Source organism: Paenibacillus sp. SYP-B3998 (assembly GCF_010820665.1).
GTDB lineage: Bacteria > Bacillota > Bacilli > Paenibacillales > NBRC-103111 > Paenibacillus_E.
The window spans coordinates 116,648-130,360 of the sequence record NZ_JAAIKC010000006.1 but is presented as its reverse complement, the minus strand read 5'-3'; the positions used below and the strand labels follow the sequence as shown (position 1 = coordinate 130,360).

The following is a 13,713-nucleotide window of genomic DNA, read 5'->3' as shown; positions in this document are numbered from 1 at the left end:
GCATTTACACGCTAGGCATGGTTTGATACAATAAACACTTACGAACTAATGTTCGTTTCACCTTTTGAAGAATACATGGAGGTCGATATGGAACACTCGTTACTTCGCAATCGCACGTTTGTTTTATTAATGGTAGGTGAAGGCATAGAAGGAGCGGGAATATGGATCAGCCTGATTGCTAATTTGCAATTTATGCAAAGTCATGTCCCATCGGATTTGGGTAAAAGCTTGATCTTGATATGCGGTTTATTTCTCGGGGTGCTCATTTCTCCGCAAGCCGGGGTATGGGCTGACCGCTACGATAAGAAGAAAGTCATGTTTGTATCCGGACTTTTTCGCTGCCTGGCTCCCATCGTTATGTTCATAGCGATATATAACCAATCCGTCTTATTCATGCTGCTTTCTGTTGTCATCATGCAATTGGCATCTACGGTGTATATGCCTACGGTGCAGGCTGCGCTACCGGCTGTCGTTTCCCCGTCACAACTTATGAAAGCTAACAGCGTAAGCTTTAATGTTATTACGATAGCGAGAATAGGCGGCACAGCAGTAGCAGGCATCTTGGTATCGATGATGAATTTATACACCGTATACGCGCTGTCTCTTGCGTTTTATGTCTTACTTGTGCTACTCAACACCCAGCTGCGAATTCCGCATAACGCTCTTTCTTCTGGAAAAACAAAACGGGAGAAAATACGATTCGCGGAAGTATTCCCGATTATTCGCGCGGAGCCGTCTATCCTAATCGGACTTATCAATATGGGCGTTGTTACGTTGTTTCTAGGTGGCTTCAATTTGCTTGTGCTCAAATTTAGCCAAATCCAGCAAACACCTGAACTGATGGGCTGGATTTATACCGTAGAGGGCGCGAGTATTTTAGTGGCTGGCTTGCTTGCCAAACGTGTCATCGGCGCTCAAAATCTTGTGACAAGTTCAACCATTTTTATGTTCTTATTTGCGCTTTCTTTTGTGGGTATGTCGTTCAGCGATAACAGATTTATGGTGCTCGGTTCATTCGCGATATTTGGTTGCGCGGTCGCTTTCTTTTTTCCTATGGTATCCACCGTCTTTCAGCTTAAAGTGTCTAAGGAAGCTCAGGGTCGCTTTTTCTCGTTTCGCGGGATGCTTGATCGTGTCATGTTCCAGATCGCCTTACTAGCGACTGGCGCTTGTCTGGATTGGTTTGGCATCTCGACATATTTAGTAGCACTCGCTATTGTGACCGTTATAACGGGGCTCCTCACTCTTTTCTTCAGCAAAAGAAGGTCGCTGGATGTGAGGCAGAGCATGGAAGCAAGCAGCAGTTAAAATGTTAGGCAACGAACCGAATACGAACTATGCACAAAAACACCCTTTTGCGAAAGGGTGTTTTTGTTGCGAAACGACGAATGTTATTAAAGAATGTGAGCTTTTACGTTTGATGAGACAGAATGTCAATCAGATAAGGCTTCAAGCCCCCTAAGAAAAATTCTACGGCAATAACCATCACAATAAGTCCCATGATTCGCATCAAAACGTTACAGCCGGTCTCACCAAGCAGGCGTGTTAGTCGTGTAGCATTTAACAGTACGTAATACGTAAGTATGCAAATAACTGCAATTGAAATAATGAGAATTGCCTTCTCAAGAAGGTTGTGTGCGCTCTCCATGAGCACAATGGAATTCGTTATCGCTCCGGGACCGCAGATCATGGGAATGGCGAGAGGAGTGATGGAGATGTCATTTACGTATTTTTTGACTTCTGTATCTGCCACTTTTGTTTTTACGAGTCTGGCTTGCAGCATGTCTTGACCCATGAAAAAGAAAATGACGCCACCTGCGATTTTGAAACTATTTACCGAAATACCGAAAAATTTGAAGAGCAATTGGCCTGTGATCGCGAAGAAAAGAAGGGCTACAAAGGAGACAAGAAGGGCTTTTCTTGCCGTCGCCTTGATGACTTGATTATCGTAATCCGACATCATTGTCATAAAGATGGGCATGACCCCAAGTGGATTAATTAACGTGATAAAAGAGGTCAAGCATAAGAGTATAAATGCGAGTTCAGCACTCATCGTGGTGTATCATTCCTTGTCGTTAAAGTCGTCATGCGCACACTCATTGTAAGTCTAAACCCATTTGTGAGCAAGGGCTTATTTCGCATAGAAGTGCTGTGGGCGTCGTTGAAGATGGATGAGTTGGTCATTGTTCGATTGTGAATAAATTGTGTTCATTACTCTCATTTTTCAGGCAGGTTCTACCTTTTATACTTAGAGTAGAGTTGTTAGTTAATGAAAGGCGGTCGTCACGATGAAACCTGATCCTAGACCTTTACCCCGAAAGCTTATTCCACTCAAATTGACGCCAACGTTTACGCTTAAAGGGCGCTGGGAATCGCCGATTGCTGGCTATTTATTTATTTCTCCATGGTTGCTTGGGTTTCTGTTATTAACGTTGTGGCCGATGATTCAATCCATGTACTATTCTTTCACTAAATATACGCTCCTTGATGCGCCCGAGTGGATTGGCTTGCGGAATTACGAGCGTATTTTTGCTGATGATGAGATGTTCCGCCAGTCCCTGAAGATCACGATTCTTTTTGTTGTATTATCGGTGCCGATTAAACTATTCAGCGCCTTGATGGTGGCAATGCTGCTCAATAAGAAAATCAAAGGGATCTCCGTATATCGCACGTTTATCTATTTACCTTCGTTAATCGGCAGCAGTATTGCTGTGGCTATTCTTTGGCAAAATATGTTTGGCATAGATGGTTTTATCAATAAAATAGTAAACATGTTCGGCTTAGATGGTGTGAGCTGGATCAGCAATCCGCATACGGCATTAGGAACACTAATCATCCTGGTTGCCTGGCAGTTCGGCTCCTCCATGGTTATTTTTCTAGCTGGCTTAAAGCAAATCTCTAGTGAGTTATATGAAGCCTCCTCCGTGGATGGGGCCTCTAAAGTAAGACAGTTTTTTAGTATTACGTTACCGATGCTTTCACCTGTACTGCTATTTAATCTAGTGCTGCAAACAATAGGTTCCTTTCAAATGTTTACACAGGCTTTCATTATTACGAAGGGCGGGCCTATCAACTCAACGTACATGTACGCTTTATACTTATATGATCGCGCGTTCTCAAGATATGAGATGGGTTATGCTTCTGCGCTAGCGTGGATTCTCCTTGTTGTGATCGGTATCGTGACCGCTTTGATTTTTGCCTCATCCCGGTACTGGGTATTTTATGAAACAGAAGGAGGCAAAAGAAAATGAAGACATCTCTAACGATGACACGAACGCTGCGTTCTCACATGATGCTTTCGTTGTTTAGTTTAGTCATGATTTATCCGATCCTCTGGTGGGTAGGGGCAGCTTTTAAATCAAATGCAGAAATGAATTCACCGAGCATATTTCCAACACAGTGGCTGTGGAGCAATTTTAGCGAAGGCTGGGTAGCGATTCCGAAGTTTACGTTTACCCACTTTTATCTTAATACGTTTGAATTGATCGCAGGTGTACTTATTACCTCCGTGCTTTCTTGCAGCTTAGTGGCGTTTGGATTCGCACGTTTGGATTTTCCGCTCAAAAACTTCTGGTTTGCTATTTTGATGGTGACACTCATGCTACCTAGTCAGGTTACACTCGTACCTCAATACATCATGTTTAATGCGTGGGGCTGGGTGAATACGTACTTGCCATTTTATATTCCGCATGCCCTGGCGGGAGGGATTGGAGGGCCTTTCTTCATCTTCTTGCTGGTACAATTCATTCGTGGCATTCCGCGTGAGCTGGACGAATCAGCGAAAATGGACGGCTGCAGCTGGCTAGGCATCTATTGGAGGATCGTACTGCCGCTGACGAAGCCTGCGTTAGTCACAGTTGCTATTTATTGCTTCTTGTGGAATTGGGACGACTTCTTTGGCCACTTGCTGTATATAAATTCTGTAAGTAAATATACAGTAGGACTTGCCTTGAAGCTATTTGTAGACAGCCAATCTGCATTGCCTTGGGGGCAATTGTTAGCCATGTCGCTTGTCTCCATTGTTCCTTCGTTGATTCTTTTTTTTATGGCACAGCGTCATTTTGTTGATGGCATTGCCTCAGGCGCGGTGAAGGGATAGAATAGAGCATATCCTTAGGTTGAAAAGGTTGCGTTTGATGCAACCTTTTTTCCAATTTCACGGATGAAAGAGGTGTTTATTCAGTGTTCAACGTGTTTAAGCGTGTGCGAATCGGCAGACTCTTTTTCGGAAGCTTTGCCTTATTCATCGCCCTGCTGCTGCTTGTTTTTTCTTGGATCAGCTATAGTCTCACCTCTCGTGAGTTGGCTGGCAATACCTCCATCTACCAGCAGGATATATTAAATGAACTGAATAAGCGCTTAGCTACCCAATTAAACTCCATTGAGCAAATGTCGCTTGCCGCTTCTCGGAATATTGATATTATTGGCTTTGATCCTTTTGAAAGCGATTTATTTGAGCGGAACCGTCGAAAAAAAGACTTGAGTGATTTACTGGCGAGCATCACGTACAGCACGACAATGGTGCAATCTATTTATTTATATATCGAGCATCCATTTTTGGCAGATGCCCAAGGGCCAGTTCGGGTTTATGATTTACAGAAGGTCAAGGAAGAAGAATGGTTCCCCGATATTCAAAATAACGATTTTGCTTGGATGAAAGAACGTACGATTGAAACGAATACAGGAACGCTGCCCGTTATTAGCTTTGCAAGAAAATTGTACAATAACTCGGGGAAATATGTCGGAATGCTTCTGCTAAATGTCAAAGCCTCCGAAATTGAGAGCTTGATTCGCGGTGAAACGGAGGCGAGAAGCAGGCTGCTGTTCGATGCAGGCGGCAGAAAGATTGCGTCGATCGGAGATTCGCATTTGCAAGCGAGTGAACTAGAGAAAATTAAACTCATCAAGGAAAAGTCGGGTAGCGTTCATTTGGCAACGAATCAACAAAGTGAATCCTTGCTCGTATGGAGTAAATCACCGTCGAACTGGACATTAGTTGAGGTGACGCCATGGAAAAATATCGTCCATGGTAGCGTTCGATTGGCACTTATTTTACTTACGGTTGGGATATCCGCGATTTTTATCGCGTCGTTTTTCACTTTATTTATCTCACGCCAATTTACAAGACCGATCAAGTCATTGGTTGCATTCATGGGGAAGCTTCCGGATCGAGGCTTTGTTTCGGATTTGCCAAAGGATTATTCAAATGAATTTGGGAATTTGTTTAATGGCTATCGCAAACAGATGGAAAGAATCGAGGAACTGTTGGATTCGTTGAAGGCTCAACACAAGCGTCAGCGTGAAGCCGAAATTCAAGCTTTGCAAGCGATGATTAATCCACATTTTCTCTACAACACACTAGATCAATTGAATTGGTTAGCCATAGATTCAGGTCAAGATAAAATTAGTAAAATCCTTTCGTTGATGGGAAAAATGTTTCGTATTGGTTTATCGAATGGCGAAACGTTGATTTCTATCGCAGACGAGATCACGCATGTGGAATGTTACTTGCAAATTCAGCAAATTCGTTGGGGGGATCGTTTGACCTTCGCCATTTCTGTAGATGTGGGAGCCAAAGACCTCTATATACCAAGGCTAACCTTACAGCCTTTTATCGAAAACGCAATCATTCATGGGTTTCATGGGAGGAAAAGCGGGGAGATCCGAGTGAGTGTCCAGCTTCTGAATCAGGATATCCACTTACGGGTTTTGGACAATGGCGTCGGATTGCGGACTGACTGGGATCAACCCAAGGCTAGGAAAACAGGAGGGTACGGCTTGCGAAATGTGAAAGAGCGGATAGCGGCTTATTTTGGGTCTCCGTATGGCGTTCAGATTACGAGTGAGGAAGGTCATGGTACTGAAGTTACCATTCGATTACCGCAAATTCCAAATAAAGAAGATGTGGAGGAGAGATACCATGTGGAAAATACTCATCATTGACGATGATTTTCAAGTGTTGGAAGGGATGAAGAAATCGATTCCTTGGGAGGCGATTGACGCGCAACTGGTGGGGGAGGCCAGCGATGGCGCAGAAGGCTTAGAAATGGTAAAACGAACCCATCCGGATATTGTGATTACAGATATTTATATGCCCGTGATGAACGGACTTGAAATGATCGAGAAGCTCCGCGAGGATCAATTTCCAGGGGAATTAATTATTCTAAGCGGTTACGCCGATTTCCAATTTGCTCGGCAGGCACTGCGGCTTCAGGTCAGTGATTATTTATCTAAGCCTGTTACCATCGAAGAGCTTAGCAGCGTCCTTTCAAAGGTTATTAAAGAACTTGAGATCAAAGAAATGAAAAAAGTAGAACAAGAAGAAATCAGAAATAAGCTCATGATGGTTGAACCTTTTGTGCAGAAGGAATGGCTGAAATCGGTCATCACAGGTACATTTGATAAATCGAAGGCCTCTCAAAGCTTTCAACTTTCTGAGCAAACGCAATGGCTGTATAGAAGCCATCTGGTCATGGGGATTGAGTTGATGAGTACGGTTCGAACGGCTAATTTATCGTTGATCGATTGGAATTTATTTCGCTTCGCGTTAGCTAACATCATCCGTGAAATCTTGGCGGAAGATTGGCCTGAGTCCGACTTTGTCGAGCTCCACAGCCACCATGCAGCGATTATGTTTCACATACTTCCTGCCACTGAAAGGGAGGAAGCGAAGAAAACGATTCGCTCGATTGGCAAGCGGATCGCCGATTGTGTTCTTACTTATTTGCAATTAAGCATTCGTCTAGGCTTAGGCCAAGAGAAGCGGGATTGGCAGGAAATATCGGATTCCACCGAGGAAGCCTTCCTTGATTTATTACAACAAACGATAATTCCAGCGCAAGGCGAGCAGTCTGTGATTCCATCGGGCAATGACGTTTCAATGCGACCGATTAAATTTTATCAGCAGCTAGCGGAAGCGATTGTGTACGCAAAGGAAGAAACCGCGAAGCAAATTGTGGACGCCTATATTCAGCAATTACAGTCCGTACAGACAGTTAATCCGCCGTACTTGCAATATTTATGCACAGAGCTATGGACGATATTTGCTTATTCTTTATACAGTGTCGGCACTGTGCTTGATGAGTTATTTCCAGACATGGTCCTGCAGCAGGAAATTGTACAAATCAAGACGCCAGAGCAATTAAAGCAATGGCTGCATCGGAAGATTCATCTCATCGCTTCGAGTCGTCATTGGAATGAAAATTCCAAACACAAGGAGGCCGTTGAATTTATGATTCAATATGCGCATGACCACTATGCTCAAGAAATCAGCTTGGAGGATATGTCGAAGCAGCTCTACTTGTCCCGCAATTATCTGAATCAAATTTTCAAAAAAGCAACGGGAGAAACCTTCACGAATTATTTGATTCGGGTGCGGATGAAGAAGGCGCATGCGCTCTTAGCGGAAGGGAAGTATTTGATCTATGAGATCTCCGAAAAAGTAGGTTATAAAAATGTTCCTTACTTTAGCTCTATTTTCAAAAAGTATAATGGGATCAATCCAAGTGAAGTAGGGAAGAGCGGAACATAGCGATAATTAAAGCTGTTTCTAAACGGATTGTGATCAATAGTGAAAGAAATGTGTTCATTACTCTGCTTTTTGTTCATTCCCGTACTTACTATAATAAAATTGTAAAGATAACAGGGGTAGAGGAAGGGGGTATGAAATGAAAGTGCAGATGAGAAAATGGAGCATGCTTTCAATGACTGCCATTATGGCGCTGTCCCTCAGTGCATGTAGTTCTGGAAATAACGCAAGTACAGGGAGCAGTCCTGCTGCAACTGCTGTCCCAGCGGCTGCAAGCTCAGAGCCCGTAAAGCTGCGTATTGTATGGTGGGGATCACAGGCTAGACATGATGCGACTTTAAAAGCATTAGATGCGTATACAAAAAAGCATCCCAATGTGACATTTGAACCCGAATTCTCTGGGTTTGATGGCTATGCTGACAAGCTAGCTACGCAAGCCGCAGCAAAAAATGCCCCCGATATTATCCAAATGGATCCAGCCTGGCTAGCCGAATATGCAGGTAGGAACCAATTGGCCGAGCTGTCCAAAGGCATTCGAACAGAAGATATCGACAAATCGTTAGTTGATTCAGGAAAATATAAAGATAAGCTTTACGCGATTCCGCTGGGCAATAATGCAACAGGGATGATTTTCAATAAAAACGCGGTGGATAAACTAGGCGTTAAACCTCCGCAAAATGGCTGGACGTGGGAGCAATATTTCCAATTCGGCAAAGAGGCTAAAGCTAAGCTGGATAAAGATAAATATGTGTTAATGGACGGTACTTCCGATTACATCACTTATTCAGCTTATCAAATCAGTCAAGGCAAGGGCTACCCAATTACAGTGGATGGCAAATTTAATTTCGATAAAGATACATGGCTAACCTACGTGAAGACATATGCGGAGCTAAGAGCAGCCGGGGTCATTCCTCCTGCTGAAATCGCCAGTACAGATAAAGAATCCGACGCGAAGCTGGATTTAATGAATAACGACAGCGTATTGATGAAGCGTACGTTCGCTGCTTTATTTCCAGGCTATGAAGGTGTAAAACCTGGCGCCTACTCGCTTGTTGCGCAGCCGAAGGGCACGCAATCCAGCGGTTGGCTGAAACCTTCGATGTTCTGGTCGGTGAGCGCAGACTCCAAGCATGCGGAAGCATCCAAAATGTTTATCGATTGGTTCGTGAACGATAACGAAGCAGCGGATATTTTAACGACAACCAGAGGTGTGCCTGTTTCCAAAAAGACGTTGGAATACTTAACGCCTAAATTAACTGCTGCGGATAAATTACAAATTGAACTAATTAAAGGTGTCGCGCCAGATGCGCAGCCTTTCAATGCAGGAGCCAAAGGCTGGAGTAATTACACAGCGAAGGACTACAAGAGTATCGGTGAAAAAGTAATGTTCGGCAAGCTGATACCAGAAGCAGCTTACGAAGAGCTTGTGAAAAAAGCAAAAGATTATCAATAATTATTCCTACAAAAGAGGGGCTGCTAGCCTTATAAAGCAGCTTCTTTTTTTATTTCGTAGTAAAATAATCGGAATAGTAAGAAAATATATTTACGGGTTATCTACGTGTATGATACGATAATTCCAATATACGGAAGCGAATGTAGGAAGAACGAAGAGCAAATGACGGCATCATGGTTCGTTGAGGGGAGTATACCGAAGATGAAATTCGCATTGTTTAGCTTAATGATGAATATTCCGAATGCTGTAACAGGGGAAACCTTGACTGTTCAGCAGAAATTCCAAAACATCTTGAACCAAGCCATCCTGGCTGAAGAGCTCGGATTTGAAGCCTATGGCATAGGTGAACGGCATGGCGCACCGTTCTTATCCTCTTCGCCACCAGTAGTTCTGACTGCTATCGCAGCAAGGACCTCACGTATTCGCTTGTTGACCACCGTAACGGTGCTCAGTGTGCTTGATCCCGTACGTGTGGCGGAAGACTACGCGACGCTGGATCATCTTTCAGGCGGACGCTTAGAGTTGATCATCGGCAAAGGCAACGACCCTCGTCACTATCCGCTGTTTGGAATTACGGAAGAGGAACAATGGGATTCTCTTGCTGAGCGATACGCACTCCTAAAGCGATTGTGGAATGAGGAAAATGTCACCTGGAAGGGGCAATATCGACCGCCGCTGGACAATGTCACTACGCAACCTAGACCTTACCAACAGCCGATTCCCGTTTGGCATGGAAGTGCGTCAAGCACGCTTTCCACCGAGCTTGCCGCGAAGTATGGAGAACCCATCTTCTCGTCCAATACGTTTCACCCGCAGGCCAAGTACAAAGCCTTGATTGATCATTATCGTGAGCGTTTAGCCTATTATGGGCACGATCCGAAGCAGGCTGTCGTAGGTTCCGGCGCTGGCAGCTTGTATCTGGCCAACACGCCTGAGGAGGCGGTTAATCGCTATCGTCCCTATTACAACGCTTTTCAAGCGACCGCTTCGGCGCAGATCAACAATACGCCCTTCAAAGATCTTGAGGATAATATCGCCAATGGCCCTATCCTTGTGGGAAGCCCAGCTAGCGTGATTGAGAAGATTCTCAATTACCAAGCGGCTTACGGCAATCAAGTGCTCAGCGTTAGTGTGGATGGATTAACGGAAGCGGAGCAGCGCGAGCAGATCGAACGATTTGCAACTGAAGTTGCTCCTGTGCTACGGCGCGAGATTCCTAGCACAGTCTGGGAGAGTAAGCCTCAGGAGGCTATCCCCAAAGTTTTCGCATGAAAGAGAGTCCCAAATTTTACGCAAATAAACCTTCAAATCCACTAGTAAAGTGGAGATTTGAAGGTTCTTTGTATGCACGAAATCCCGTTCAAAGTGGGGGCTGAAAAATCATAAACTTGCTTTTGGGACAACCTCACATTCATTTACACGACACTATCGCTTATATAACAGCCTAGAAATAACGACTCCAACCGACCCAAGCCCAATAAACAGGATCGCGCGAACGGTAGTGGAAACGTCGGGCAGATCTACAAAAATGATTTTAAGCAGAGTTACGAATAGAAATAAAATGCCGACTAATCTCGCTTTAGGCTTTTTGACAATTACACCAAAGATGATCAAAATGATTGCGTATACGGCCCAAACTGCGGATAGCACTAGATGTTGATAGTCATAAGTTAATGCGTCGGTCAAGACATTCGTTATTTGCGAGAGGAAGATAAGACATAGAACCAACTCAGCCCATAACAAGATTAATTTGATCTTAGATTTGCCCTTACTTTCTTGAAGGGATACCTGGATGAAACGGTAAAGACCGCCAATCGAGGCGATGAGAACAAGCCAAGCGAACGCTTCTGCCGAGAAAAGCTCTGCGATCGGATGAACGAGCACACTGACAGCGCCGAATACATAAGCCAAGGTTCCCGTGAGTTGTTGCAGTCTGCTTTTCAATTTGACTCCTAAGTAGAGAGCGAGTGAGCCTTCAGCCAAAACCGCCGATGAGGTTTGATCTGTATGCAGTACGTAGATTAACCAAAGAAACCAGCTGAACGTAGCGATGGATAAGTGAATGGAGCAGCTCTTTTTTTGACTATAGAACCAGAATGAAGTCCCACTATACAAGAGCGACCACACGACTAACATCCATTCGTAGGTTAATCGGTCGCTGGAGTGCCCGTATAAGCCATACATCCACGAAACAAGCAGGCCAAAACTGAGGAAAAGGGTGATTTGCTTGCCAAGCTGACGATTATTGGAAGAGAAAACTGATAACGCGAAAAGAACAATGTGCTGTAGGCAAATAGCTGTGAGGATTGCCGCGCGATTGTCCGTTCCATCCTCAAGCAGTAATCCAAATAAGAGGGGCACATGTAACACTCCAAATGCGACATAATAAGCACCTCTGAAAGCGTAACGTAACGATAATAACAGCATGGCAATCGAAAAGAGAGTCTCATATCCAACAAATGCCCAAATGTTAGGTTTTGCAGTTTCGACTAGAAAAGGCACTAAATAACCGGCTAACAGGGTAATGATCATTAAGGCTTGCGAGCGATGGCGAAGTGCACTGTAAACACTGCCGCCTAGGGAAATCAAGTAGAGTATAAATGCGAGTCCAGATGGAATTAAATCAAACAGCATATGTGCAGCAAATAAAGAAAGCATCAGCACGCCGCTCGCACCTCCGAACAGCACTTGCCCGAGGGCTGTACGATTGCGACGAATCTGCACTTCCCCTTGCCAATACATCAAGCCAGCAACTGCAACACCTAGTATGCAGCGGATGGGCTGCGTAATAAGGCCAGCTCCTACTGCAGCAGTGAACCCCCACAAGACGCCTAGCAGGAATACAAGGATGAAGATTCGCGGCAGCCACACGCGTGCTATTAAATGCTCCCAGTCTTTGGAGGGAGCGGGTGGTTTCACCTCTATGTTTACTGGACTATGAGGTTGATCGATCACTGGGGCGATGGTTTCAGGCGTCGTGCTTATCGCATGCAGCGGAAGCTCATCTGATTTGTGTTCCTTTTCAAGCAAGGTATTTAGCTGCTGTTCCAGGTGCTTGATTCGCTTTTCCAGGGCATCGACACGTAATTCCAAATCCATAGCAACACCTCATCTGTTATAAATTTAATTAGCTATTTCCATATACTAACACGATCCAAGAATGAGCAGTAATAAATATAGGTTCAAGCGCAGTTACATACATCTGGAAATGAACAAAAGGACCTTTCCTCGAGGTGTGAGGAAGAGTCCCTTTGTTGGTGAGTGATTACATAGCTCTAATTTCGAGCAGCTCATATTTAATTACGCCCATAGGTGCGTTTACAGTAATAATGTCGCCCACGGATTTCCCCATCAGAGAAGTCCCTAGAGGACTCTCATAGGAGATTCTGTTTTCCAGCACATCGGCTTCGGATGGACCCACGATCTGATATTCGATTTTTTCAGCAAATTCCACATCATTCAGAATAACTACCGAACCGACATGGACGCGGGATGCGTCTGAATTTTTTGCTACGCGCACCTTTTTCAACATTTTTTCAATCGTCATAATTCTTGTTTCCATGAAGGACTGATCGTTTTTCGCTGAATGGTACTCACTGTTTTCCTTTAAGTCGCCGTAGCTGATTGCTGTTTTAATCCGGCTGGCTAATTCTTTGCGTTTTACAGTTTTCAGATCCTCGAGTTCAAATTCTAATTTAGCCAACCCTTCTGGGGTCAAAATTATTTCATCATTAGACATATTTACATCTCCTAGTTATGCGTGCGTTTTTTAAGTTCTTTATTGCATTCTACACTATATCCGCCAATCATGCGAAAATGACTTGAAAGTTTCGAATTGTAACGGGGCGATGAGGGATTCTTTTCTTTGTCATTTGTATCATTTTGTTGTTTAATGAAAGAATGAGAGAAGATTGGCAGCAGACTTAGGCTAGCCAAGTAAAGGAGACCCATATGGCTTACAAAATCGTGTTTTTTGATATCGATGGCACGTTAGTGAATGAAGAAAAGGAAATTCCAGCTAGTACGTTGGCATCCATTCAACAATTGAAGACGAGTGGAATTGAACCTGTCATAGCGACTGGAAGAGCGCCGTATTTTATCAAATCTTTAGCAGAAGAACTAGGCATTGATTCCTATGTATGCTTGAATGGCGGCTATGCCGTATATCGAGGAGAGCCGCTGTACAAGCGGATTATTGCAAAAGAGAGCGTACAAGCTTTGGTCGAATTGGCTGCGAAGCATAAGCATAGCCTCGTGTTTGAAGGGGAGCATACCTATGTCACGGATACACTGGATCATCCATTTGTTCTAGGAGCGGTCGGATCGTTAAAGGTCGAGTTGCCGAGACACGATCCTCATTTCTGGCAAACAAATGATGTTTATCAAATATTTCTTCATTGTGAGAGCGGTGATGAACATCTATATGAGGGCATGCTTACCGAACTCAAGCTCATTCGTTGGCACCAACACGCGATGGATGTGTTACCAGCAGGAGGCTCTAAGGCTCAAGGGATTGCCGCTTTGTTGGAAATGATTAACGTGAATCCGGAAGAAGCTGTTGCTTTCGGCGACGGATTGAATGATATTGAAATGCTGGAATATGTCGGACTGGGCATCGCAATGGGCAACTCGCATAAAGATCTGCTTCCTTACGCGGATTATGTGACAACGCATGTCGATGAAGATGGTATTCGTAACGGATTAATCGAAGCTAGATTAATTTCAGTATAAT

The 13,713-nt window shown here is 44.2% G+C and carries 11 protein-coding genes; 8 read left to right on the top strand and 3 right to left on the bottom strand.

Annotation, left to right across the window (positions count from 1 at the left end; genetic code table 11):
- Positions 1–87: 87 nt before the first annotated feature.
- The gene (locus GK047_RS17090; protein ID WP_163949214.1) at positions 88–1,308 is read left to right on the top strand and encodes an MFS transporter; all 1,221 of its coding nucleotides are present in this window, start codon (positions 88–90) and stop codon (positions 1,306–1,308) included.
- 103 nt (positions 1,309–1,411) lie between these two features.
- Here GK047_RS17090 and GK047_RS17085 read toward each other — a convergent pair whose 3' ends face one another.
- Complete coding sequence (locus GK047_RS17085; protein WP_163949211.1) at positions 1,412–2,053, bottom strand: MarC family protein; 642 nt, start codon at positions 2,051–2,053, stop codon at positions 1,412–1,414.
- A 235-nt stretch (positions 2,054–2,288) separates the two neighbouring features.
- Between GK047_RS17085 and GK047_RS17080 the strand changes: the two genes are divergently transcribed.
- The 6 genes from GK047_RS17080 to GK047_RS17055 all read left to right on the top strand — a co-directional run bounded on the left by GK047_RS17080 (position 2,289) and on the right by GK047_RS17055 (position 10,253).
- Positions 2,289–3,251, top strand: coding sequence for a carbohydrate ABC transporter permease (locus tag GK047_RS17080; protein WP_163949208.1), 963 nt, complete (start codon positions 2,289–2,291; stop codon positions 3,249–3,251).
- A complete protein-coding gene (locus GK047_RS17075; RefSeq protein ID WP_240344009.1) occupies positions 3,248–4,099 on the top strand; it encodes a carbohydrate ABC transporter permease in 852 nt (283 codons plus the stop codon). Before GK047_RS17080 ends, GK047_RS17075 begins: the two co-directional genes overlap by 4 nt.
- Before the next feature lie 92 nt (positions 4,100–4,191).
- Positions 4,192–5,943 carry a histidine kinase gene (locus GK047_RS30405; RefSeq protein WP_205516836.1) on the top strand — a complete coding sequence of 584 codons (1,752 nt, stop codon included), beginning with the start codon at positions 4,192–4,194 and terminating at the stop codon, positions 5,941–5,943.
- Entirely contained in the window at positions 5,921–7,531 is a 1,611-nt protein-coding gene (locus GK047_RS17065; RefSeq protein ID WP_163949202.1) for a response regulator transcription factor, read from the top strand. The genes GK047_RS30405 and GK047_RS17065 overlap by 23 nt, the downstream gene beginning before the upstream one ends.
- Before the next feature lie 136 nt (positions 7,532–7,667).
- Positions 7,668–8,981 (top strand): ABC transporter substrate-binding protein, encoded by a 1,314-nt coding sequence (locus GK047_RS17060; RefSeq protein ID WP_163949199.1) that lies wholly within the window; start codon positions 7,668–7,670, stop codon positions 8,979–8,981.
- A gap of 201 nt (positions 8,982–9,182) precedes the next feature.
- Positions 9,183–10,253 carry an LLM class flavin-dependent oxidoreductase gene (locus GK047_RS17055; protein ID WP_163949196.1) on the top strand — a complete coding sequence of 357 codons (1,071 nt, stop codon included), beginning with the start codon at positions 9,183–9,185 and terminating at the stop codon, positions 10,251–10,253.
- A gap of 153 nt (positions 10,254–10,406) precedes the next feature.
- On the opposite strand, the gene GK047_RS17050 is transcribed toward GK047_RS17055, so the two are convergent.
- On the bottom strand, positions 10,407–12,080 hold the full coding sequence (locus GK047_RS17050; RefSeq protein ID WP_163949193.1) for a DUF2339 domain-containing protein: 1,674 nt from the start codon (positions 12,078–12,080) through the stop codon (positions 10,407–10,409).
- Between the two features lie 166 nt (positions 12,081–12,246).
- Positions 12,247–12,720 carry a transcription elongation factor GreA gene (gene greA / locus GK047_RS17045; protein WP_163949190.1) on the bottom strand — a complete coding sequence of 158 codons (474 nt, stop codon included), beginning with the start codon at positions 12,718–12,720 and terminating at the stop codon, positions 12,247–12,249.
- 212 nt (positions 12,721–12,932) lie between these two features.
- Between greA and GK047_RS17040 the strand changes: the two genes are divergently transcribed.
- Positions 12,933–13,712 carry a Cof-type HAD-IIB family hydrolase gene (locus GK047_RS17040; RefSeq protein WP_163949187.1) on the top strand — a complete coding sequence of 260 codons (780 nt, stop codon included), beginning with the start codon at positions 12,933–12,935 and terminating at the stop codon, positions 13,710–13,712.
- Position 13,713 lies beyond the last annotated feature (1 nt).

Excerpts from the sequence above, each read along its gene's own strand:
- GK047_RS17090 (WP_163949214.1), top strand. The coding sequence starts at position 88 with ATGGAACACTCGTTACTTCGCAATCGCACGTTTGTTTTATTAATGGTA.
- GK047_RS17085 (WP_163949211.1), bottom strand. The coding sequence starts at position 2,053 with ATGAGTGCTGAACTCGCATTTATACTCTTATGCTTGACCTCTTTTATC.
- GK047_RS17080 (WP_163949208.1), top strand. The coding sequence starts at position 2,289 with ATGAAACCTGATCCTAGACCTTTACCCCGAAAGCTTATTCCACTCAAA.
- GK047_RS17075 (WP_240344009.1), top strand. The coding sequence starts at position 3,248 with ATGAAGACATCTCTAACGATGACACGAACGCTGCGTTCTCACATGATG.
- GK047_RS17065 (WP_163949202.1), top strand. The coding sequence starts at position 5,921 with ATGTGGAAAATACTCATCATTGACGATGATTTTCAAGTGTTGGAAGGG.
- GK047_RS17060 (WP_163949199.1), top strand. The coding sequence starts at position 7,668 with ATGAAAGTGCAGATGAGAAAATGGAGCATGCTTTCAATGACTGCCATT.
- GK047_RS17055 (WP_163949196.1), top strand. The coding sequence starts at position 9,183 with ATGAAATTCGCATTGTTTAGCTTAATGATGAATATTCCGAATGCTGTA.
- GK047_RS17050 (WP_163949193.1), bottom strand. The coding sequence starts at position 12,080 with ATGGATTTGGAATTACGTGTCGATGCCCTGGAAAAGCGAATCAAGCAC.
- greA (WP_163949190.1), bottom strand. The coding sequence starts at position 12,720 with ATGTCTAATGATGAAATAATTTTGACCCCAGAAGGGTTGGCTAAATTA.
- GK047_RS17040 (WP_163949187.1), top strand. The coding sequence starts at position 12,933 with ATGGCTTACAAAATCGTGTTTTTTGATATCGATGGCACGTTAGTGAAT.